This window comes from Nocardiopsis quinghaiensis, assembly GCF_008638365.1.
Lineage (GTDB): Bacteria > Actinomycetota > Actinomycetes > Streptosporangiales > Streptosporangiaceae > Nocardiopsis > Nocardiopsis quinghaiensis.
Map to the genome: position 1 here is coordinate 95,286 of NZ_VWVU01000006.1, position 22,719 is coordinate 118,004.

19 protein-coding genes are annotated in these 22,719 nt (G+C 67.7%); 11 read left to right on the plus strand and 8 right to left on the minus strand.

The features are described 5' to 3' along the window. Positions 1-732: 732 nt before the first annotated feature. On the minus strand, positions 733-1,221 hold the full coding sequence (locus FYX01_RS14390; RefSeq protein WP_150241527.1) for an ATP-binding protein: 489 nt from the start codon (positions 1,219-1,221) through the stop codon (positions 733-735). Between the two features lie 180 nt (positions 1,222-1,401). On the opposite strand from FYX01_RS14390, the gene FYX01_RS14395 reads away from it, so the two are divergent. Further along, on the plus strand, positions 1,402-2,229 hold the full coding sequence (locus FYX01_RS14395) for a helix-turn-helix domain-containing protein (RefSeq protein WP_150241530.1): 828 nt from the start codon (positions 1,402-1,404) through the stop codon (positions 2,227-2,229). Continuing rightward, a complete protein-coding gene (locus FYX01_RS14400) occupies positions 2,222-2,398 on the plus strand; it encodes a DUF397 domain-containing protein (RefSeq protein WP_150241532.1) in 177 nt (58 codons plus the stop codon). The genes FYX01_RS14395 and FYX01_RS14400 overlap by 8 nt, the downstream gene beginning before the upstream one ends. 193 nt (positions 2,399-2,591) lie before the next feature. Here the strand turns inward: FYX01_RS14400 and FYX01_RS14410 are convergent, their stop codons facing one another. Next, complete coding sequence (locus FYX01_RS14410) at positions 2,592-3,260, minus strand: YdcF family protein (protein ID WP_150241535.1); 669 nt, start codon at positions 3,258-3,260, stop codon at positions 2,592-2,594. A 366-nt stretch (positions 3,261-3,626) separates the two neighbouring features. Between FYX01_RS14410 and FYX01_RS14415 the strand changes: the two genes are divergently transcribed. The 3 genes from FYX01_RS14415 to FYX01_RS14425 are packed head-to-tail and all read left to right on the plus strand — an operon-like array spanning position 3,627 to position 8,298. After that, on the plus strand, positions 3,627-5,693 hold the full coding sequence (locus FYX01_RS14415) for a helicase HerA domain-containing protein (RefSeq protein ID WP_190394328.1): 2,067 nt from the start codon (positions 3,627-3,629) through the stop codon (positions 5,691-5,693). Then, complete coding sequence (locus tag FYX01_RS14420) at positions 5,693-7,096, plus strand: hypothetical protein (RefSeq protein WP_150241539.1); 1,404 nt, start codon at positions 5,693-5,695, stop codon at positions 7,094-7,096. The genes FYX01_RS14415 and FYX01_RS14420 overlap by 1 nt, the downstream gene beginning before the upstream one ends. After that, positions 7,093-8,298: a DNA adenine methylase gene (locus tag FYX01_RS14425; RefSeq protein WP_190394329.1), complete on the plus strand. Its 1,206-nt coding sequence runs from the start codon at positions 7,093-7,095 to the stop codon at positions 8,296-8,298. The genes FYX01_RS14420 and FYX01_RS14425 overlap by 4 nt, the downstream gene beginning before the upstream one ends. Positions 8,299-8,799: 501 nt before the next feature. Here the strand turns inward: FYX01_RS14425 and FYX01_RS14430 are convergent. After that, on the minus strand, positions 8,800-9,342 hold the full coding sequence (locus FYX01_RS14430) for a class IV adenylate cyclase (RefSeq protein ID WP_150241543.1): 543 nt from the start codon (positions 9,340-9,342) through the stop codon (positions 8,800-8,802). Between the two features lie 406 nt (positions 9,343-9,748). On the opposite strand from FYX01_RS14430, the gene FYX01_RS14440 reads away from it, so the two are divergent. The 4 genes from FYX01_RS14440 to FYX01_RS14455 all read left to right on the plus strand — a co-directional run bounded on the left by FYX01_RS14440 (position 9,749) and on the right by FYX01_RS14455 (position 14,789). Then, complete coding sequence (locus tag FYX01_RS14440; protein ID WP_150241545.1) at positions 9,749-10,420, plus strand: hypothetical protein; 672 nt, start codon at positions 9,749-9,751, stop codon at positions 10,418-10,420. 68 nt (positions 10,421-10,488) lie between these two features. Next, on the plus strand, positions 10,489-10,947 hold the full coding sequence (locus FYX01_RS26660) for a hypothetical protein (protein ID WP_223830463.1): 459 nt from the start codon (positions 10,489-10,491) through the stop codon (positions 10,945-10,947). A 303-nt stretch (positions 10,948-11,250) separates the two neighbouring features. After that, on the plus strand, positions 11,251-12,000 hold the full coding sequence (locus FYX01_RS14450; protein ID WP_150241547.1) for a hypothetical protein: 750 nt from the start codon (positions 11,251-11,253) through the stop codon (positions 11,998-12,000). A gap of 194 nt (positions 12,001-12,194) precedes the next feature. Further along, positions 12,195-14,789 carry a glycoside hydrolase family 9 protein gene (locus tag FYX01_RS14455; RefSeq protein ID WP_150241549.1) on the plus strand — a complete coding sequence of 865 codons (2,595 nt, stop codon included), beginning with the start codon at positions 12,195-12,197 and terminating at the stop codon, positions 14,787-14,789. A gap of 140 nt (positions 14,790-14,929) precedes the next feature. Here the strand turns inward: FYX01_RS14455 and FYX01_RS14460 are convergent, their stop codons facing one another. The 3 genes from FYX01_RS14460 to FYX01_RS14470 all read right to left on the minus strand — a co-directional run bounded on the left by FYX01_RS14460 (position 14,930) and on the right by FYX01_RS14470 (position 18,173). Then, a complete protein-coding gene (locus FYX01_RS14460) occupies positions 14,930-16,063 on the minus strand; it encodes a PQQ-dependent sugar dehydrogenase (RefSeq protein ID WP_150241551.1) in 1,134 nt (377 codons plus the stop codon). A gap of 34 nt (positions 16,064-16,097) precedes the next feature. Further along, the gene (locus FYX01_RS14465) at positions 16,098-17,270 is read right to left on the minus strand and encodes an FUSC family protein (RefSeq protein ID WP_150241553.1); all 1,173 of its coding nucleotides are present in this window, start codon (positions 17,268-17,270) and stop codon (positions 16,098-16,100) included. 99 nt (positions 17,271-17,369) lie between these two features. Further along, positions 17,370-18,173 (minus strand): alpha/beta fold hydrolase, encoded by an 804-nt coding sequence (locus FYX01_RS14470; RefSeq protein ID WP_317846067.1) that lies wholly within the window; start codon positions 18,171-18,173, stop codon positions 17,370-17,372. Positions 18,174-18,273: 100 nt separating this feature from the next. Here FYX01_RS14470 and FYX01_RS27255 point away from each other — a divergent pair, with 100 nt between their 5' ends. After that, the gene (locus FYX01_RS27255) at positions 18,274-18,927 is read left to right on the plus strand and encodes a hypothetical protein (protein WP_394350468.1); all 654 of its coding nucleotides are present in this window, start codon (positions 18,274-18,276) and stop codon (positions 18,925-18,927) included. Between the two features lie 164 nt (positions 18,928-19,091). Here the strand turns inward: FYX01_RS27255 and FYX01_RS14480 are convergent, their stop codons facing one another. Both FYX01_RS14480 and FYX01_RS14485 read right to left on the minus strand, forming a co-directional pair. Then, positions 19,092-19,619, minus strand: a complete 528-nt coding sequence (locus tag FYX01_RS14480; RefSeq protein ID WP_150241555.1) for a DUF1360 domain-containing protein — start codon at positions 19,617-19,619, stop codon at positions 19,092-19,094. Beyond that, on the minus strand, positions 19,612-21,480 hold the full coding sequence (locus tag FYX01_RS14485) for a glycoside hydrolase family 15 protein (protein WP_150241557.1): 1,869 nt from the start codon (positions 21,478-21,480) through the stop codon (positions 19,612-19,614). The genes FYX01_RS14480 and FYX01_RS14485 overlap by 8 nt, the downstream gene beginning before the upstream one ends. A gap of 179 nt (positions 21,481-21,659) precedes the next feature. Between FYX01_RS14485 and FYX01_RS14490 the strand changes: the two genes are divergently transcribed. Further along, a complete protein-coding gene (locus tag FYX01_RS14490; protein WP_150241559.1) occupies positions 21,660-22,691 on the plus strand; it encodes an SDR family oxidoreductase in 1,032 nt (343 codons plus the stop codon). Positions 22,692-22,719 lie beyond the last annotated feature (28 nt).

Here is a 22,719-nt window from a genome sequence, read left to right on the forward strand (position 1 = left end):
GGCCGGCCAGCTCATCGAACTCCCCCGGCCCACTCGCAACCGCAACCCGCTCCCGACGGCAAGACGCCGCACTCGGGTGATGGAAGAGGTAGGGGCGTACTCCGCGCACCCCGTCGTCATCCACACACCAGCCCTGTTCCGAGGGATGGGGGCGACGGGGACGCGGTACCCACACCGACCCCGGAACCGGGCGTGTGTGCCGGGCCGCGGCCGGAGCGCTTCCCGGTCGTGGCCTCTGCACTCCAGGTACAGCGGTCCTGGTACACGGCAAAGGCCTCGCCTGCTCCAGCGCATCCGTGCGAGATGGCGGCAGCGGGCGCTGTTGCTGGCGCACGTCCACGGAGCTGCACAGCAGCGCGGTGAGTAGCGCTCCGAACAGCCACCGCACCTGCTGGGCCCATCCTCGGACGGGTTTGCGGTGCTTCCCGCTAGGCTTCTCCACGATCTCCTCCTGCTGATTCCAGGTGGGGATTCAGCCCTGGTCCGGTGCTGTGAACACCGGGCCGGGGCGCCTCCACTTCTTGTGTTACTGACCGTGTGGGGCGAGCGGGTGTCATTGGCCCTGGGTTCGTACGCCACCCGGAACTGCGCTTCCCACCCACATCACACAAAGGGCATCAATGGCCCGATCCCCACGGAAAGGTGCGCCGTTTCCGCCGGGCTGGTTGATGTTCGCTTGGGTGAACGAGGTTCTTCAATGCCGGCCGCTCGGAAACGTCATCGCATTTGAGATCACCGGGGCAGGCGGGTCCGTCCGGAACGGTCGAAAGCAGCACGAACCGTCAACGGACCGCCTTCGTTCCCGGAGAAGTCCCAATACAGGGCCAGGGCCTCCACCAGCGCCAGGCCGTACCCGCCCTCGGCCAACACGGGTTCCGCCTTCCCAGCGCTGAGCTTGGTGGGCACGGTGACCTGTGCGTCCGGCTTGGGGCCGTCGTCACCGACACGGAGCAGGAACAGGCGCGAGCGCCGCTGGATCTCGATTCGCACCCGGCCACCCGGGAGCCCCGAGGCGGTGTGCCTGAGGGCGTTGGTGTGCAGCTCGGCCAGGCACACCAACAGCGGGTGGGCGGCCGAGAGTGTGGTCCTGGTGGCCTGCATCGCCCACCGGCGTGCGGCCTTCACGTGGTGGAGGTCGGCACCGCAGACCAGGCCGCTGGTGTCGGGGTCGGTGTGGCGGATACGCCTGGGCAGATCGAGAGAGGTCTGAGCCGGGGTCATGGATTTCCACCGGATCCTTTCGCCGTGATCGTGGTCGCTGTGCGTGAGCCCGCAACGAAAGAATGTGGTCAGGCCGTTAGCCACGGGAAGTCCAAGCGGAGAGTTCCCGAATCTTCCATACGGCTCTGGAATTCCGTGGAACGCCCCACAGGATGGGTTGCTCTGTGCTCACATGGCCTCATGCACACAGACGAACGTGCCCTCAAGGCTTTCGGACGCGAATTGCGCAGGTTGCGCGGGGAAGCCGAGCTCACCCAGCAGGCCCTGGCCCGGCGCATCAGCCAGCGCGGTACGGCGATCAGCGACTCGCACGTGTCCGACATCGAGAACGGCCGGGCGATGGCCCGGCCGTGGCTGCGCAAGTTCCTGGACGAGGTCCTGGAGAGCAACGGAAGGCTGGAGCAGCTCTGGGAGGAACTGACGGGCTCCGGACGCCAGGTGTGGCTGCACGAGGTCACCAAACGCACCCACGCCGCCGACGCCCTGTTCGAGTACCAGCCGCTGGTGTTTCCCTCCTACCTGCAGACAGAGGAGTACGCTCACGCGCTCATTCGCTATGGGTCTCCCTGGCTGGCAGGTCGAGAAGTTCGGGCTCTGGCCAAGGAGCGTCGGGAACGCGCGGAGCACATGGCGAAGGCTGAACTTCCCTCGCTCTGGCTGATCATCGACCAGAGCGTGCTGGCCCGCCGCTACGGCTCTCCGGAAATCCAACGGGAGCAGCTCGCCCATGTCGCTAGCCTTGTGGACGGCGACCGGTTGACCGTGCAGATGGTGCCGACGAACTCTCCTCGCCACGCGGGGAACTCCGGTCCGCGGCGGATCATCACGACCGCTGACGAACCGGAAGTGGTCTACATGGAATCAGCTGAGGAGGGCCGGATCATCACTGACTCCGCTGGTATCTTTCGTAGCCGCCTGCTGTTCACAGCCCTCCAGGGAGCAGCCCGCGACCCGCAGGAGACCTTGCAGGCCATCCATGACGAGATGAGGAAGATCGACGATGAGTGACTGGCACAAGAGCAGTTACAGCGGCGGGTCGAACGAGTGCGTCGAGGTCCGCGAGCACAACACTGGAGCGGACATGCGGGACACCCAGAACCGTTCACGCGGCCAACTCGCCTTCACCCGCACGGAATGGCGCGCCTTCATCGAGACCGCCCAGCTCACCGACCGATAAGCCGTGACTCGGCGACCTCGCCATTCACCAGATAGAGCGCCGTTCCCTCGCGACGAGCACGGTCCTCCTGAACGATCCTCCGAGCGAACCGGGGATCGTCGCCGTTTCGATCGAAGCCACATCGTGGAGCTCATAATCCGCCAGCTCGGCCGGGTCGAGGACGCTCTGGTCCAGTCACTAAACATCCTCACAGTCAGCCCTGGATCAGGCGGCTGTCGAACCCTGAGGCAACGAGGGACTCGTAGGCGACACGCACCTCCCGGGGGACCTCCTGATCGATTGCGAAGCCGAGCTTGGGATATTCCATCACCCGCTGGAGATCACCGACCATCATGTCGATGACGAGCTCGGCGTCCCCGGTTTCCTTGACATAGTCGCCAAGGCTCAGCGGCGCGGAGGCACACACCACCTCAACCTCGGGCCACAGTTTCCGGGCGGTCGCGAAAGCGCGCCGTTCCATGTAGGGCATGCAGACCAGGAGCACGGTGGCGGGAACTATGCCGTTCACCTCCAGGGCCCGGCGAGAGAAGGTGATGTTCTGGCCGGTGTTCGACGCCTCCGGCTCCACCAGGATCACGGAATCAGGGACGCCGAGTTCCAGGGCCCGCTCACGGAAACGCACTGCCTCCCCGCGCGGGAACACCTCCGCGGTCGAAGGACTATTCCCTCCGGTGAACACCAGAGCCGGGAAGAGCCCGGCGTGGTACAGCTCGGCGGCGTGCGCTGCAACGCCGATGTCGTTGCAGCCCAGGGCGATCGCCACGTCACACGGCCGCACCCGGTGGTGCATGCGGTGGTACTCCCAGATCAGTTCCGCGTGCCGCCACTGCTTTTGGGTGATGGTACGTGCGTCGTCCGCCATGTATTCCTCCTCTGGCCATTGGACCAGGTCTCTTGCTCAGACCTGATGTCTTCGATGCTGCGAAGCTGGTGGCCGAGACCGCGTCCGACACGTACTGCAAGAATTTGATCTCAGCGTGTAGTTACTTTCACCGTAAGAGGCGCTCCTGCTTCCCGCTAAGGATCCGTTTGCGATACTCGGATCCTTACAGGTCAGTGGCGCCCTTCTTTGCTGTTCACCTCAATTCATCATCGGCCCGCTAAATGCACGATGCCGACAGGTCTTCCCTGCTCATGCTGCGAATCGTCCAAAGCACTCTACGGGGTGTCGATGTTGCCGGTAAGCTGTGCAGGCGTGTCCCCTAGCGGTGTCTCGAGAGGGCGGAGAATGACAGAGCTTATCCCCGGCGTCGGCGCTGGGTCGTTGCTGCGGTCGGAGCTGCTTGCTGACGGTCGGTCGATGCGGATCGGCGCGATTCATCAGATCGACTACGGCCAGGCCGTCGTGCTGACTCACGACCGCTGGAAGTTCGACGCTGGCGGCATCCCACAGTTCTCGTTCCTACTCGCGACCGCACAGGACGTCAACGACCCTCACGTCGACGACGACGAGGTACTGCTTCTGCGCGTCGAGGGCACTGCGCCGTTGTCGCTCGAGCGCGACTTGCACGCCGTGCGCGAGGAGTCCCTGCGAACGGCTCTTTCGAATAACCAGGACCCATCGCCATCTGTCGTGCTCGATGCGGAGCTCGACCCGTTCACCAAGAACCGAGTTTCGTTCACCGGCGTGCGGTGTAAAATCCTCGGCACCTTCTACGAAGACGATGTGGACGGACAGAAGGTACTGGAGTTTGGTGCCGACGTGGATAATTTCTACGCCACGTCCACGTATCGAGTCCTGAAGCCTATCGGTAAAGGTCTCGCAACAATCGCTTCTTACCTCAAGCCGACCGGGCGCCCGGTCAAACGCGTGCGTATCGGTGCGGTACGGTACTCGGCGACACGGCGGCGAGCGAAGGCCGCCCGGCAAGCCAACGCCGCGGTCGAAGTCAACATCCGAGACTTCATTGGCAACAAGACCGCCCTGCTCGGCATGACCCGGATGGGTAAATCGAATACCGCAAAGATCATCATCGCGCGAACGTTCGTTATCTCAGAGCTGCAGCGCGCCGCAGGCAGAGAGCCCATCGGCCAGCTAATCTTCGATCCGCAGGGCGAGTACGCCAACCCGAACACGCAGGATGGCACCGAGATCGCGGCGATCGGCGCGAACCACGTCCGAATCTTCAAGTTCGGCGCTGACGGATCACAGCTCCACGTTAAGCCGCTCAGCATCAACTTCTTCGCGGAAAACCAGATCGATGCCGTCCAAGGACTTATTGCCAACCAACTGAGTGGCGAGGACTCTGGGTACGTCAAGGACTTCGCTGGCACGTCTTACGTCAATGACCCCGCCAATCCGCACAATGCCCATCCGGGCCGCGCGCGGATGGTACTGTATGGCGCATTGATGCGCGCGGGTTTCCCCGTGCCTTCCAACTTCGCCGCAAAGATCAACATCAAAAGCGCATTGCAACTAAAGATCGAAAACGGCATTCAAGGGAAGAAATCAGTAGTCGGACTCAACCGCAAACCTTTCACACAAGCTGGCCGGACTGCCAACATTGTCACCATAGCTTCCAGTGAGATTGAGGCAGTCGTCGACAAGATCATCGAACTGCGCGAGGCCGATGACACTGACGCGATCGAGTTTACTAACGACGTGCGATGGAAGAGTGTTGAGCCGATCTTCACGGCGAAGAGCGGAAATCGCAACGTCCGAGGCTGGAAGAACCTGAACCCGCTGCGTCCGTTCCACAGCCCGTTGACACAGCAAGATCCCGCTCTGGAGATCTACGGCGAGCTCGTCAAAGGTCGAATCGTCATCGTCGATCTTCACGTCGGCGCCGAGGCGATCACCAAGGCGCTTAGCGAATCGATCACCCGACGGCTCCTTTCCAAGCAAACCGAAGTGTTCACATCGGGAAAGGAACCCCCGCACATTCAGGTGATGCTTGAGGAAGCTCATAACTTGTTCTCGTCAGACCGGTACAAGGACGATCTCGACGTGTGGGTCAAGCTCGCCAAAGAAGCCAGCAAACTCAACCTCGGAATGACGTACGCAACGCAGGAGGTATCCGGCGTCGCGCACCAGGTCAAGGCCAACACTGCCAACTGGGTTGTCGCCCACTTGAACAATACGACAGAGGTACGCGAGCTGGCCAAATTCTACGACTTCGGGGCGTTCTCGGATGCGATTATCGCCTCGGAGGACCGAGGTTATGTACGGCTCAAGACGCTGTCCTCACCGTATATCGTCCCTGTCCAGATTGACCGGTACGACAGCGCGCTCGTTAATGAAGCACGAGCAGCGGCCGGTGACTCGCCGTTGACACTGAACGGGACGGAGTTTTAATGCCATACGAGACCGCTGGTGGGGCTCACGAAATCGCATCACGGTTAGGGCACTCGTCGGCTGCCATTCGGGCTATCGCAGACCAACGCGCCTTCTACGTTCCGGCCGAGGCGATCCAGGACTCGGATTCGATCCGCAAGCGAATCCATCCGCGGGGCGACTTCGCCGCCCCACCTGTTTCAGAGCGCCTTACCGCCGCGCTGGCAATCGACGGTTCGCATGTCGTTGAGCAAGTGCGCGACGGTCTACCATCGGTGCTGTATGGGTTCGCGCAGGCCGCCGCCGCGTACGTGGACCTCGGTGTCCTCGAGTCGCAAAAGGCCGAGCGGTTTGTCGACCCGTACGAGATTGAGGGTGCGGTCAACACCGCCCTCGTGACGCTGGATCTGCCGGTCTCTGGCGCATTTACGCGCGCTGGTGTCGACATCGTGACTTCGTGGCGCGAGACCATCAACGAGCTGTTCCGGCAGAAGAAGATCGAGGTCAACCGCCTTGACCAGCCACTGCTGGACCTCCTCTTCCTTCTCCACGGCGTTCCCGATAGGCCAGCTGCCACAGTGCCAGTCAACTGCCCGAACCAGGCATGCAGCAGCAAGAACGTCCCCGTGCCGCCCGCTGGCACCGACTGCGACGCCTGCGGCGTGCATCTCTTTCCCACCGACGCGCTTCGTATCCATGAAGAGGTCGGAGAAGAGGGCACGAACCAGTCCGCTCTTGGACGGCTAATGTCGGTTATCGAGCTGTTAGCGCTGGTAGGGCTGGCTACGCTGCTGTGGAAGCAGTCGCGTCAGAGGGCTCTTCCCACGACGCTGTTCATCGTCGATGGCCCGCTGGCCGTGTTCGGTACACCAGCAAAACTTCGCGGGCGAGCCCTCCAGTACTTTCAAGCGATGGGCAGCACCTCTCCGGGCAAAGCACCATACGTTTGTGGGATCGAGAAGTCCGGAGCTTTGGTGGACTATGCGCGCCAATTGGCTCGGCACGACATTCTCGAGCCGGGCAACCTGCTGGTATGCGACGAAGAAATCATCGCTCGTGTCGTCAACGCCAATAACGCTCGCGCCTACGGCAAGGAGACGTACTGGGGCCGTAAATTCGTTTATCGCGCTCTTGACGGTCGAGTCGTCGTCCCGACGGTGCCACCACCAGTCGGCGCACCGTACGATGACAACGGGGGAAAAGCCGTCCCAGCGGATTACCCGACACTGCCGGCAATCCTGGACGTGATCGACCGCACCGGATCCTCGATGTACGTTGATGGCATCATCCCGGTGGCTGCCGCGCATGGGAAGGCCGCGTTCCCGATCGGGGTAGGCACCGATGTGCTCCGCCTCGTAGCCACCAAACGTCTCGGTCTCGATTCTTCTGGTGGGCAAGCAGATCCGGTATGGTCTGCCTCATGATCCAGAATGTGGATGTGCCGCCGGTCGCACCCATGCGCGCCGCTCCCGCTGCCACGCCCACAATTCCGACGCACATCCTCGACGACCCCCGCCAACTCGTCTCACCGCTCGGTGCCATCGACCACGCGCTCATGACGAGCAGATACCAGTCGCCACTGCGCTACCCGGGAGCCAAGTCGTCCCTCGCCCCAGTGATCGCCCGGGTCTTGGACGCCGCCAAGTGTTCGCGCACCGTTCCTGAAATCAACCTGCTGGTCGAGCCGTTTGCAGGCGGGGCGTCAGCGTCCTTGCGACTCGTCGGCCAAGGGATCGTCGATCGAGTACTGCTCGCCGATGTTGATCCGCTAGTGACTGCATTCTGGCAGGCTGCTGCCGCTGACACAGAGGCACTAATCGATCGTATGCACGATGAGTGGACCCGCTACGTCAAAGAGGGCGGAGCGGCTGCAGTTGAACGGTGGGATTATTGGCGTTCCTGGGTGCCAGCTCGGAATACGAAGCCAACCACGGCTCGACTGGGGCTGGCAATGCAGTGCCTATTCCTGAACCGCACAACATTCTCTGGGATCCTCCACGGCAAGGCGGGCCCTATTGGTGGACGCAAGCAAGAAAGTCCTTATGGCATCGGATGTCGATGGAACCCGGACTCCATAGAAGAGCGAATTCGGTACGTCGGCCATTTGTATGAAACAGGTCGACTCGTAGATGTCTGGCATAAAGATTGGAAACAGACACTTACTGACATTCCCGAGTACTATCCACAGCTGATTCCATCCCGTGTCGTTGCGTACCTCGACCCGCCCTATATTAATAAGGCATCGCACCTGTATCGCACATCTTTTGATCCGAGCGGTGGATATGGTTCTGATAGGTCCAGCAAGGCGGGATTAAATGACCACATGCTCCACATGAGGCTCGCCGCATACCTGCGCACTAAAGCACAGTTTCGCTGGCTTCTCAGCTACGACAGTAACCCACTTCTGAGCGAAAACCCTTGGCTCTATTCGCGCTCCAGAATGACTCCGAGCCGCGAGGACCGGGAGACGCTCGGAGTTCGATCATGGGCCTTGACAAAACGTTTGGTAAAGATGCGGTATACCGTCAGCGGAAAGACCGGAAAGCGCAACGCTGACGAACTCCTCATCACAACCCTGCCACCGTCGACCGTCCCCGTGGATCACCAGCTTCGTGAACTGCCATAAGCAGTTCGGATTGCAGCCTCCATGGCAAGCAGTGGAGATTCGTATCACGTACCAGATGAGCTGCAGTGCGCGCCGTTCTGATGGCCGATTCCTGCTTGCAGGCATGTATATGCCAAAGAAGTGTCCCGTGGCTTCAAACCGGCATGGAGTTGTCCGTGGAAAAATGAGATCTGGGGACTTTAAGCCGCTGGGTAGATTCACGCTCAGACTCTGTGCACCCGCGAGGGTGCACCAGAAAGGCAAAGGTCGTGCACCCGGAGGGTGCACCGGGTGCAGCGCAACTGGGGTCAACCGGGTGTAACAAAGGGACGGCCAGCGGTGTAGCCTGCGCGTTCTCGTATTCGCGCAGGTCACAGCACTGACACTGGGCGGTTCGATTCCCGTCATCCGCTCCGTTCGAAAGACGCCCCTGGTCTGCGAAGACGCTTCGCACACCAGGGGCCGTCTTCGCGTTCCGGGTGCACCATCGCTCGTCGAGGCCGCGGTACTCCCATGGAAGGCTCATTCCATGCCAAAGCGCAGGTCGGTAATGGTGGACAGGTCGATGCCGTAGCGAGCGTAGACCTTGGTGGTGTTCTCCCCCGTCAGGTCCGTCTCGGTGTAGCCGAGCAAGGCCGCTACACGCACCACCTCGGCGCGGCTGTCGGCCTCTATCTCCAGGTAGGCGGGGATGCGCGGCCAGGTGTCGATCTCCACCTGAGCACCGTCCAGGGTGAAACTGCGGCGGCGGTTCTCCTGATAGGCCTTGGGGACATAGCCCAGCTTGCCCAGCAACGCGTTGGCGGTCTCGAAGTCCCCGACAGCCGTCTCGGTCTCGCGGGTGCCGCCGATGGCGTCGGAGTCGATCTCCTTGACCGTGAGCGTGACCTGTTCGCCGGTGTCGCGCAGGCGCACCCACCGGGAGGCGTCCCCGGGCTCGATGTCGTACACGTAGCGGCGCTGGAGCACCTCGCCCAGGTCCGTGCCGCCCTTGTCGAGAATACGCCGGGCCACCTGGTCGACGTCGATCTCCAGGACCTTGGCCTCGTACTCGATCGCGCTCATGGCGTCGGATTCCCTTCCGTGCTGTGTGTCGTGGTGAGGGAAGCGGGGGTGCGGTGGGCGGCTTCCAGGCTGTCACGGTCGGCCTGGCGGAAGCGGAGGATCTCGTCCTTACGGGGGCACTGAGGAAGTCCTCGATCGACTGGCACAGGTCCATGCGTTGCAGGCACACACCCACCAGGTAGCGCCCGTGGCGGTTCCGGTACAGGCGAAGGCCGTAGAAGCCCTCCTGGCAATCGGTGTCGTTGTTGAACCGGCACCCCCGGCAGGCGGTACCGGGACACTCCTCCCACCGGCCCCGTCGGGTACGCGCCGCCCGCACCCTCGTCCGACACGCGTACCTGGTCAAACCATGGTCGCGTTTTGGCGAGGGCTTTGGGGGCAGGCGGGATGACAGGAGGTGGCATAAATGGAGACCGGAACTATTGTCATCATCGCCATCATCGTGGTAGCGGTGGTCGTCATCGCCGGAGGAATAGCGATCGCTGCGCGGTCCTCCCTCCTTCCGGCCCGAGGCACCACCCGGCTGAAGAAGCGTTTCGGCGCGGAGTACGACCATGCCGTGGAGGCCCACGGCGATGCGGCGGCCGCCGAACGCGATCTGTCCGAGCGGCTCCGCCACCGCAAGAACATGAAGCTCCGTGAACTGAGCGACCAGCAGCGTGCGGCGCACACCGACACGTGGGCCGTGGTGCAGCAGGAGTTCGTGGACGACCCCGTCCGTTCCGTCCGCAGCGCCCGCGGTCTGGTGGAAGCGATCATGATCGATCGCGGCTACCCCGACCGCCCGGCCAGCGCCGATGACACCACGGGTTTCGAGTCGCGCCTCAGGGACCTGTCGGTGGACCATCCCGCCGCGGTCGCAGACTTCCGCAGCGCGCACGCCTCCGGACGCTCCGCCGAGGCGGACCAGACCGGTACCGAGCACATGCGCGAGGAGCTGGTGTCCTACCGCGGACTGGTGGAGGCCCTGCTGGGCGGACTGCCCGAGTCCGAGGACACGGGCCACCGGGGCGCGCCCCGGCCGAGGGCCGAGACGAAGCATCCGTGGCTGAAGCGGGGATCGAAGGCACAGCGGTGACCGGTCCCGGCAGCACCTCAGCGCATACGGATCAGCAACACCGACGACGAGACCAGGAGGAGGTCGAGATGGTGGAGCGTACAGCGCGGACCGGAGGAAACCGGGGGACGCGACCGGACGTGTACCAGCCGGAGGCGGCCGAGGTTCCCGGGCCCCGGGCGGATTCCGGTGCCCCGGAGGCGGTGGCGACCGACGCGCGGGTGACCGACCCCGCACCGGGGCGTTCCACCGCCGGCACGGACCACGGGACATGGAGAATCGAGCCGCGCGGTATGGACCCCGAAGCGGTACGGAACCGCTGGAGTGAGGCGCAGAACAAGTTCGTCGACGATCCCCACGAGGCCGTGCGCGAGTTGGACTCGCTGGCGACGGAGGTCGCCGACGCCGTGGTCGCCGAGATCGAGTCGCGTCGCTCCGCACTCCGTGCCGCCTGGAACGAGGACAAGGGCGCGGACACCGAAGCGCTCCGGTTGGCCCTGCGCGACTACCGCTCCTTCGTCGAGCACCTGGTCGGCGGCACCGCCTGACCGCAGGCGTCCGCCGTGAGGCGTGCCGGACCTCCGCGAACCGTCGAGCACGGCCGCGCGGACGGTCCGGTGACGCGTGTGCGGGCCGGTTCCGTCCTTCCCGGCCGAGATCCCCGATACCCCTGTGACCCGTGGGGAACCTCCGCGTGCCGGGGGAACCTGGAGGCGTCCGCACCCTTGGTGAGCTGTACCATCGGGGCCGGACTCGCCTCCTGCCCGCGTGCGCCCCGCTCCCCGGAGAAAGCCGTGCGGCGGAGCCCGCGAGACATGGGGTACACGGGACACACACGGGAACGGACGTTCATGGACGCTGAAGAGACCCAGGTCTTGACCAGGACCAGCGAGTTCACCAGCACCACGCTGAGCTGGGACACCGCCGTTCACGGCCGTGTCGCCGCCGCGGTCGACCGCCTCACCGGTCCGCTGAACGAACTCATCGAACGCGACGCCAACGACGGCGACACCCGCATGCTCGTCGCCGACTTCTTCAGTGTCGGTCTGAACTTCAGCAAGTACCAGGACATGACCACCGAGTACCGGACCAGCGGTGACTCGATCGACTACGCGATCGTGCTGGACGGCAAGCTGTTCGCGCCCGTGGAGGTACGAAGGGTCGGCCAGGAGCTCGACCAGCGCAACATCCAGGTGTCCCGGCGCGTGGCCGCGGAGGAGGGGGCCGAGTGGGTGATCCTCACCAGCGGCCGCCTCTGGAAGGTCTACCACCTGCGCCCCAACGACAACGGCGGCAACCGGCCGGTGGAGGTGATCAGCGTCGACCTCACGGACCCGGACGCCTACCACCACAACATCGACGCCCTGTTCCACATCACCCGCGAGGCCGTCGAGCACGGTCGGCTGGACGCGCTGCGCCGATGGAAGGAGGCCGTCGAGGCGGCCCCGCTCGCGGAGATCCTGCGCGGCGACACCGTGGTCGAGGCGGTCCGCGCCGAGGTGCGCGCCGCCACCGGACACCAGGGGCACACGGGTGACGCCGACGAGGTGCGCCGCGCCCTGGTCGAGGAGGTCGTCGCCCGGGGCCTGCTCTCGGACTGACCCCCGCCCCACCTCCCCCGGCCTCCGTTTCCCGTCTCCCGCGTGACCACCCGCCCCGCGTGCCCGTCGCCCCTGGCACGCGGGGCGCTTCGCTTGCCCCCATTGACATGTGTGAGGGGCGACACAACAATGGTCATACTTTTGGGAGCGCTCCCAGTGCTTCCGACCGCTAACCCCCCAGCGGAAGGACCCCCTTGAGCCCGGCACGAAGAAACACGGCGACGGCGCTCGGCGCCGCAGCCGCACTCAGCGCGAGCCTTCTCGCGGCCTCACCCGTCCAGGCCGACGACGAACCCGTCGAGCAGATCACCAACGGCGACTTCGGCGACGGCACCACCGGGTGGTGGGCCACCGAGGGGATCGACCTCGCCGTCAACGACGACGAGACCCTGTGCGTCGACGTCCCGGGCGGTACCGGCGACCCGTGGGATCAGATCGTCGGTCAGAACGACGTCCCCCTCGTGGCCGGGGAGTCCTACGCCCTCTCGTTCACCGCCTCCGGTGCCGACGGCCACCCCGTCCGCTCCCTGGTCCAGGAGCCCGTCGATCCCTGGCGCACCGAACTGGACGAGCGGCCCGTACTCACCGGGACGGCGACCGGCTACGAGTACGTCTTCACCGCGGCGGCCGACATGGCGGACGCCCAGCTCGCCTTCCAGGTCGGCGGGGCCGAGGAGGACTGGACGTTCTGCCTGGACGACGTGTCCCTTACCGGCGGCGCAGAACCGCCGGTCCACGAACCCGACACCGGCCCCCGCGTGCGGGTCAACCAGGTCGGCTACCTCCCGCAGGGCCCCAAGAACGCCACCGTGGTCACCGAGTCCGGAGAGGCGCTGCCCTGGGAGTTGGCCGACACCGGCGGCACGGTCGTGGCCGAGGGCCTCACCTCCCCGTACGGCCTGGACGAGACCTCCGGGCAGAACGTGCACACCGTCGACTTCAGCGGGTTCACCCAGACGGGCGAGGGCTACACGCTGACCGCCGACGGGGAGACCAGCCATCCCTTCGGCATCACCGCCGACCCCTACGCGACACTGGCCACGGACGCCCTGGACTTCTACTACACCCAGCGCAGCGGCATCGAGATCCTCGACGAGATCGCCCCCGGATACGGCCGTGAGGCCGGACACGCCGGGGTCGAGCCCAACCAGGGCGACACCGAGGTCACCTGCCACCCCTCCTCCCCGTGCGACTACGCGCTCGACGTGTCCGGCGGATGGTACGACGCGGGCGACCACGGCAAGTACGTGGTCAACGGCGGCATCTCCGTCCACCAGCTGATGAGCGTCTACGAGCGCGCGCACACCGCGCCGACCGGGAACCCCGACCGGGTCGCCGACTCCACCCTGGCCGTCCCCGAGCGGGACAACGGCGTGCCGGACGTCCTGGACGAGGCCCGCTGGGAGATGGAGTTCCTGCTGTCCATGCAGGTCCCCGAGGGCGAGGAGCTCGCGGGGATGGCGCACCACAAGGTCCACGACGAGCGCTGGACCGGCCTGCCCCTGCTGCCCGCCGACGACCCCCAGCCCCGCTACCTGCACCCGCCGTCGACGGCGGCCACGCTGAACCTGGCCGCGACCGCCGCCCAGTGCTCCCGCGTGTTCGCGCCCCACGACGCCGGCTTCGCCTCCGAGTGCCTGGACGCGGCCGAGACCGCCTGGGCCGCCGCCGAGGCCGATCCCGAGCGCTACGCGACCGCGGGCGGCGATGGCGGCGGTCCCTACGACGACGACAACCTGGCCGACGAGTTCTACTGGGCCGCCGCGGAGCTGTACCTGGCCACCGGGGACGACGCCTACGAGGATGCGGTGGCCTCGTCCGAGCTGCACACCGGCGACGTGTTCACCGCCTCCGGGTTCGACTGGCGCTGGACCGCCCCGCTGGGCCGCCTCCAGTTGGCCACCGTGCCCAACTCCCTGGACGGACGCGACGAGGTCCGCGCCTCCGTCGTCGAGGGCGCCGAGCAGTACCTGGCCAACGTCGAGGAGCACCCGTACGGGCTGGCCTACGACCCCGAGGGCGGCGTCTTCGCCTGGGGCTCCAACAACCTCGTGCTCAACAACATGGTGGTGATCGCCAGTGCCTACGACATCAGCGGCGACACGCGCTTTCGCGACGCGGTCCTGGAGGGCATGGACTACGTCCTCGGACGCAACGCCCTCAACCAGTCGTACGTGACCGGGTACGGCGAGAACGACGCGGTCAACCAGCACAGCCGCTGGTACGCCAACCAGCTCGACCCGAGCCTGCCCAACCCACCCGAGGGCACCCTGTCCGGCGGCCCCAACTCCGACACCGGCACCTGGGACCCCGTGGCCCAGGCCAACCTGGCCGGATGCGCCCCCCAGTTCTGCTACATCGACCACATCGACTCGTGGGCGACCAACGAGCTGACCATCAACTGGAACTCCACGCTGGCCTGGGTGTCCGGGTTCGTCGCCGACCAGGGCGAGGCCTCCGCGCCGGCCGGGGCCTCCTGCGAGGTCGACTACGTGGTCCACGACGAGTGGGAGGACCGCTTCAACACCCAGGTGACCGTCCGCAACACGGGCGGCGAGCCCCTGCCGGACTGGGAACTGGGGTGGTCCTTCACCGGCGCGCAGGCCGTGGAGCGCTACTGGAGCAGCGAGCTGACGCAGTCCGGACACGCGGTGACCGCCCGGGACCTGGACTGGAACGGGGCCCTCGCCCCCGACGGGGAGGTGACCTTCGGCTTCGTCGGCGAACTCCCGAGGGGGGCCAACCCCGTGCCCGAGAGGTTCACCCTCAACGGCTCCGTCTGCGGCTGATCCCACGGGCGGGCGCGACGGGCGCCCGCCCCGCACACCCTCCCGGAGAAGGACGGGGTCCCACAGGAGAGCGTGGGCCCCGTCCGCCGTTCTCCGCGACGGGCGGGGCGGCCCCGAAGGGCACCGGCTGCTCCGGCCGGCTACTCCAGCGGCACCCGCAGAACGCGGTCGTCCTCCTCGACGGGACTGCCGAGAGCGTCGTGGTTGCTGGTGGTCAGCCACAGTTCACCACCGCCCGGAGCGACCACCGCCGTGCGCAGGCGGCCGAACTCCCCCTGGTAGTGCGCCACCGGATCACCCAGTCCACCGTCGGTGAGCGGCACCTCCCACAGGCGCTCCCCGCGCAGAGCGGCCACCCACAGGGAGCCGCCGGCGATCGCCGCACCGCTGGGCGAGGCCTCTTCGGGGGGCCAGGTCACCAGCGGGTCGACGTACTCGTCCCCGCCTCCGGGACCCTCCACCTCGGGCCACCCGTAGTTGTCCCCCGGTTCGATCAGGTTGACCTCGTCGAGCTTGTCCGCGCCGAACTCGGTGGCGTACAGGTTCCCCTCCTCGTCCCAGGCCAGGCCCTGCACGTTGCGGTGCCCGTAGCTGTAGACATGGTTGTCGAAGGGGTTGTCCGGCGCCGGGTCCCCCTCGGGGGTGATCCGCAGGACCTTGCCCGCCAGCGAGTCGGTGTTCTGGGACAGGCGCGACCGGGTCGCGTCCCCGGTGCCCACGTACAACATGTCGTCGGGGCCGAACTCGATCCGGCCGCCGTCGTGTCGGGACGACGAGGGGATGCCGTCGAGGACGACCTCGGCCTCCCCGAGGCTCCCGCCCTCCGGGTCGTACTCCATGCGGCTGATCCGGTTGTCGGATTCCGAGGTGTAGTAGGCGTACACGTACGGCTCGTCGGGGAAGTCCGGGTGCAGGGCCAGCCCCATCAGACCGCCCTCCCCGACCGGAGAGACCCCCTCGACGGTCCCGACGTCCGTGACAGTGCCGTCCCCGGACACGCGGACGATCTCGGCCGAGTCGCGCTCGGAGACCAGGGCGGAGCCGTCGGGGAGGAAGATGGTCCCCCAAGGCACCTCCAGACCCGTGGCCACCTCCTCGGGTTCGCCGGGCTCGACCGCCGCGGGAGCGGCGGAGCCGCTCCCGTAACCCCCGCCCCCGTCCTCCGCCGGTCCGCCGTCCGTGCCCTCCTGACCACCGCATCCGGCGATCAGCACGAGGACACCGGTGACGGCGGCCACGAGGACCGCCGGCCTTCCGGTCGCTGCGGATTCCATGCCCGCTCCCTTCCCCCGTCGTGTCCGGGTACTCTCACGCGCCTTCGCGCGCGTCGCGCTCAGTGTTCGTGTGTCCCTCGTACAGTTCGTCGAACAGGCGCTCCATGTCGGTGAGCATCGCGCTGTGCACCGACCACAGGTCGGCGGTCCCGTAATCGCCGATGTGTTCGCGCATCCGGGTGATCCGCTGGAACGCCTCCTCCAGGCAGGAGTCCAGGTCCGGCGAGAACGTCTCGCGCTCGGGCTCGTCGGCGTCGTGCACGGCGCGGAAGGCTTCGGCGGCCGCGTCCAGGACCGGGGCGAAGGCGCGCAGGAAGGAGTCGCTCGGCTCGGGAGAGCGGCTGTGGGAGGAACGCGCGAAGAACAGGGTGCGGGTGAGGGACTGCAGGTGCCGGGAGGACCGTCTCAGGGCGGTGATCCAGTCGCGGTAGGCCATCGGCTTCCCCGCCGGAGGGGATCCGTCCACGAGTTTCCTCGGGTTCAGGCGCATGCGGTACTCCTGCTGCGAGACCGTCTCCTGGGCGTTGCGCGCGGTGGCGTCGAAGCCGTCCGCGAGCCGTTTCCAGTAGTCGGCTTCGTCAAGCCCGTCATCGCCCTCCCGGAACCCGTCCGCCATCTGCCGGACGAAGCCGCCCAGGGCGTCCGCGAAGTCGAGCACGGCGTTCCTGGCGTCGCGGAAGCGGATCGCGGGGGCGAAGACCGTGTTCGTCACGACGGCGGTCCCCGTCCCCACCAGGACCATGAGCAACAGCGTCCCCAGGTTCACGAGACTGCCCGCGGTGCCTCCGGCGAGTGCGAACGCCGCGACCACGGCAATCTGCTTGCCCTGCTCTCCGAAGAGCGAGAACTGCCCCACCAGCAGCGCGACCAGCACGACCAGTGCGAACAACCAGATGTTCGCGCCGACGGTGATCCCGCCCGCGCCGGCGATCAGCGCGCCGAGGAAGACCGCGGCCACGTAGCGGCCGGACTGCAGCACCGATCCGTACACGCTGGGCGTCACGACCAGGAGGGCCGAGAAGGGCGCGAACCCGATCTGGGAGGAACCCCCCGCGAGCGAGCCCACCACCCAGGCGACCGTCGAGGCGATGACGCTCTTGAGGATGATGACGGCGGTCTCGCGCTCGTACCCCCGGTACGCGACGGCCCGGCGCAGCCCTCTGAACCACCGGCTGCCGACCACGGCCTCCCTCAGCCGATCGCTCATCGGCCCCCGCCTCCCCACAAGCTCTGGTCCCCTTCCTTCAACAGTTCGGCTCCGTCGGCGCAGCCACGGTTCGCTCCGGTGTCATCTGCCCGCGCCATCTCATCGGACCACCTCCCGGGCGAAGTCGTGGACCAGGTCGGCGACCCGCTCGGGTGCGGTGGCGGTGAGCACGTGGGGCCGCCCGGGGACGGTCACCAGACGTCCCCGGGGCAGCAGGCGGGCGACCTCCTCGGCCCAGTGCCCGGGACAGAGGGGGTCCCTGCTCCCGCGCAGGACCAGGGCGGGCTGCCCGATCTCCGGCAGAACCTGCTCGATCCGGTGGTCGCGGCTGGCCAGCCAGCTGCGGAAAACCCGTAGCGCTCCCGCCCTGCGGTAGTCAGCTATGCCGGAGACCACCACGGAGGGGCCCTCGCGGAGGCCGTCGAGCAGCAGGCGCGCGGCCAGGACGGGTAGCGAACGCGCCTGCGGGTCCACCATCGGCCCCGCCAGCACCACCGAGCCCACCTTGTCGGGCGCGCGCACCGCCGCCTCAGCCACCACCTGAGCGCCCAGTGACAGTCCCAGCAGGCAGGGCCGTGCGATCCCCCGGGCGCGGAGCCACTCCAGGAGGGCCTCGGCAAGACCGGCGACCGTGGGCGCGTGGTCCCGGGCGGTGCTCGCGCCGAACCCCGGAAGGTCGACGGCCCAGGCCTCCAGCCGCCCGGAGAGGGCTTCGACCAGGGGAAGGGTGTGCTTGGAGGAGACGCCCGCACCGTGCACGCAGATCACCGGCGGCCCCTGACCCGGCACACACCACGAGGCCATGGTTCCGTGCGCGAGCTCGTCCGTTCCCCGCCGCGGCTCCATTCGTCCTCCGGTCTGTTCCGCGTCTCTCCCGTCGATGTGGTGGTCACGACTACCCATGGCCCCCTCCCTCAACCCACCCCCGTTCCGGAGCGTGTGGAAACGCGCGCACCGGTCAGAGGAGGTACACGACAGGTGCTTGTGTGAAGGGAGCCGAGAGATGACCCGGAAGTCGGATTCCCCGCCGAAGCGCCCCTGGTTCAGGGGTGTCGTGCGGGGGGCCACGGGCGCGATGGCCATGACCGGTATGCGGCAGGCCGAGGTCGGTCTGGGGTTCGTCCAGCGCACACCTCCCGACGCCATCCTGAGGGAGGGCGTGCCCGCCGTCCTGGAGAGCGTGCCCGAGGACCGGAGGAAGGCCGCCATCGAACTGGCGCACTGGGGATACGGGGCCACGGCTGGTGCCCTGTTCGCCTTCCTGCCGAGGAGGCTGCGGAGTTCACGGCTCGCCGGGCCGGTCTACGGGGTGATGGCCTGGGGAGCGTTCGAGCTGGCCATCGCCCCCGCTCTCGGCCTCGCCCACGCCCGCAGGTCCCGGCCCCAGGAGAGAGCGGCGCTCCTTCTCGACCACGTGGTCTTCGGGTTCGTCATCGGGGAGCCGCCCGAGGCCGAGGTGGCCGGGACGGAGGGCTCCGAGAGCGGCGGGGCCGACCGGGGCGTCGGGAAGCGGGAGCGCCGCAAGCACAGGGAACGCCGCGGAGGCGGGGACCGCCGTCGGCGCGGGGAGCGCCGCAAGCACGGGGAACGCGGAGAGCGCCGCGAGCACGGGGAGCGCGGGGAGCGCCGCAAGCACGGGGAACGCCGCCGGTCCTGACGGCCTGACGGGCCTGGCGGCGAAGATGCCGAGGGCCCGGGCCGGGGCGGGCGGCCGCACTGGCCGCCCGCATTCTCCTCCCGTTGGTCTTGCTCTTGGCGTCACCGTCGGGCGTCGAGAGTGACGCTGGGAGCAAGATCAACGGGAGGAGGGCGCCCGGCGCGCTACTCCTGGGCCTTCTGCATGCGCACGTACGCCAGCTGGAGCCAGTCGGACACGGCCACGGCGCTGAACACCGCCCCGGCGCCCCTGGTGGTACCCGGTGCGAACACCAGGCCGAAGGCGTACGCGGTGGCGACCCACTGCGCGGTGCAGAACGGGCAGGTGATCAGTTCGCCGAAGGCACGGCGCCCGCCCTGGCCGCGCACGTCCTCGGCCAGCTCGGACGGCGCCGAGACCCCCCTGAACCGGGTGAAGAACGCCCGGAGGGGGCTGGTGACCGGATCCTTGGCCACCAGGCGGGACAGCTTGTGCGTGGTCAGCCCCATCAGCACCAGGTCCCACGGGCCCACGCTCGCGTCCCTGCCGTTCCGGTGGGACTTGCGCGCCGCGAGCAGCCCCGCCCCCACCAGGGCCAGGTAGACCGAGACCGTGGCGGCGTACCCGACGAGGGGCTGGTCGCTGTCGCCCCGGTAGGCCTCCGCCTCCTGGTGGAGCGTCTCCTTGATCTCGCCGGTGGTGTCTTCAGCCATCGTCCTCGTTCCTCCTTCGTCGTCCTGCCCGCCTACCCGATCTGCCGCGTACCCAGTCGTGCAGTGCCTCCCGGTCCGTCGCGCTGTCGAGGTTGACGGCCGCCTCGATCAGCGCAAGATGGGTGAAGGCCTGGGGGAAGTTGCCCAGCATGGTGCCGTCGGCGGCCATCTCCTCCGCCTGCAGGCCGAGCTCCCCGGCGCGCCCGCACAACTTCTCGAACCGCTCCCGCGCCTCGTCGGTCCGCCCGGCGAGCACCAGGGCGGAGACCATGTCGAAGGAGCAGAGGAGGAAGGCGCCCTCCGGAGGGCCGCTGATACCGTCGTCGGTCCGTTCGGGGTCGTATCTGCGAATGAGGCAGCCGTCCCCGCCCAGCCGTTCGTCCACGCGCTCCAGGGTCCTGAGCACGCGCGGATCGGTTCCGTCGAGGAAGCCCAGGAGGGGGATCCGCAGCAGTGAACCGTCCACGTTGGCGGAGCCGTAGGACTGCGTGAAGGATCCGGTCCCGGGGTCGTAGCCGCGGTCGAGGACCTCCTCGCGGACGGCCTCCCGTTCCCCGCGCCACTCGTCCAGAGGTGCGTCGACCCCCTTGCCGGACTCGGTGAGGAGCTGGATCCCGCGGTCCAGGCACACCCAGGCGTAGACCTTGGAGTGGGTCCAGTGCCGGGGCCCCGACCGCACCTCCCATATGCCCTCGTCCGGTTCCCTCCAGAGCTTGCGCACCGACTCGACCACCGAGACGAGCTGTTCGAGGTCCTCCCGCCGGAGCCGCCCGGTGGCCGCCTCATAGGACAGCGCCGCGTCGAGGATGTGCCCGTACACGTCCAGCTGGTGCTGCGAGTGGGCGCGGTTGCCGACGCGGACCGGACGTGAGTCCTCGTACCCGGCCAGGTGGTCGAGGGCCTCCTCCCCGGGAAGGGGCCCCTTGTCGACCGCGTGCACCGGGGAGATCCAGTCGATCGGACTCTCGCACATGCTCAGCAGGAAGCGCAGGTAGCGTCCGGCCTCCTCGGAGTGGCCGAGCCGGAGGAAGGCCAGGACCACGAGCGCGGCGTCGCGGTGCCACACGTAGCGGTAGTCCCAGTTCCTGGGGCCGCCCGGCGCCTCGGGCAGGGACGTGGTGGGCGCGGCGACCAGGGCTCCGGTCTCCTCGTAGAGCAGGCCGCGCAGGGTGAGGGCGCTGCGTCGCACGTGTTCGGCGCCGACCCCCTGGTAGTCGATCCGCCCGGCCCAGTCCCGCCAGGCCTCCAAGGTCTCCCGGAGCAGTCTCGACGCCTCCCCCAACCCCACGCGGCGCTCACCGCGCAGGTAGTCCAGGGCGAACACGGCCGTGTCGCCCTCGGCGAGCTCCACGCGGTACTCCGGTACGCCGTCCTCGGCGATCCGGGGGGCGGGTGAGCCCGAGAGCAGCGGCCCCGAGGCCTCCCGCAGGGCTCCGTCGAGGCGCTCCCACGCGGGGGCCGCGCGCCCGAAGTCGGGTCTGGCGTCGAACCGTGAGCGCACGGCCGTGCTGCCGGAGCGGCACTCGACCACCCGCAGGAGGAGGCCCTCGCGGTACAGGCCCGACCGCCCGCGTCTGCGAACGGCGAGCAGGTCGCGTACGGCCACCTCCACGTCCGTTCCCCGCCAGAGGGTCTCCAGGACGAGGGTGTCGTCCACGTAGGCGCGCCCGGCCGGGCGCGCCCCCTCCACCTCCAGCGTCCACCCGCCGCCTTGCGGGTCCAGGATCCCCGAGACGAGCGCGGCTCCGTCGAATCCGGGCACGCACATCCAGTCGACCGTGCCGTCCGGTGTGGTGAGCGCGGCGGTGTGGCAGTCCGAGAGGAAGCCGTGCTCCCCGATGCGTGCCGCGTCCTGGCCCATCCGCCCCTCCGGGTCCGTGTGCTGCCGGGGTTCCCTCCTGCTGGCGACTGCCCAGGGGCGCACTCGGGAAACCAGGGAGAACGGCGGTTCAGAAGCTTGCCGTGACATGTACATAACAGGTGGTGCTCCCGGGTAGCGGGCAGGAAGCAGCCGAGAGGCCGTGTCGACCTTGTGGGGAGGTGGCCGAGGTGGCCGGAGAGCGCAATGGCCAGGTCGTGGTGGTCAGCGGGGCCAGCGCCGGAGTCGGCCGGGCGACCGCCCGGGAGTTCGCCCGGAAGGGGTACGCCCTGGCCCTCCTCGCACGGGGGCAGGCGGGGCTGGACGCCGCGGTGGAGGAGGCCCGCGCCGAGGGGGTGCCGGCGATGTCGATGCGGGTGGACGTGGCCGACGCCGACGCGCTGCGCGAGGCCCTGGCGCAGGTCGAGTCCGAACTGGGTCCGGTGGACGTCTGGGTCAACTGCGCGTTCGCCACGGTCATCGCGCCGTTCATGGAGATCGAGCCGGAGGAGTACCACCGGGTCACCGACGTCTGCTACCACGGCTACGTACACGGCACCAGGGTCGCTCTGGAACGCATGCTGCCCCGGGACCGGGGCGTGATCGTGCAGGTCGGCTCGGCCCTGGCCTACCGGGGCATCCCCCTGCAGGCGGCGTACTGCGGGGCCAAGCACGCGATACGCGGGTTCACCGACTCGGTGCGCTCCGAGCTGATCCACGAGGGCTCGCACATCAAGGTGACGGAGGTGCACCTGCCCGCCGTCAACACCCCGCAGTTCACGTGGGTGCGCTCGCGCGTGGAAGGCCGTCCGCGCCCGGTGCCGCCGGTGTACCAGCCGGAGGTGGTGGCCGAGGCGATCGTCTGGGGCGCCGAGCACCCGCGGCGGCGCCGGTACTGGGTGGGGATCTCGACGGTGGCCACCGTCCTGGGACAGCGGCTCGCACCGCGCCTGGTCAGCTGGCAGCAGGGGCGCAGCGGGTTCCAGAGCCAGGTCCGGGAGCTCCCGCCGCCCGAGCGCGACAACCTGTTCCACCCCCTGGACGACGAGCGCGACTACGGCGCGCACGGCGAGTTCGACGGCGAGGCGCGCGAGTCCAGTCCTCTCCAGGAGATGAACCAGCGGCGCCGCACCGCGGCCCTGGTGGGCGCCGCGGGTTTCGCGGCCGGGGCAGCGGGCTTCGCGGTCACCCGGAGTGTGCGCCGACGGGCCTGACCGCGTGGAACGAAGCCGAAACGAAGGG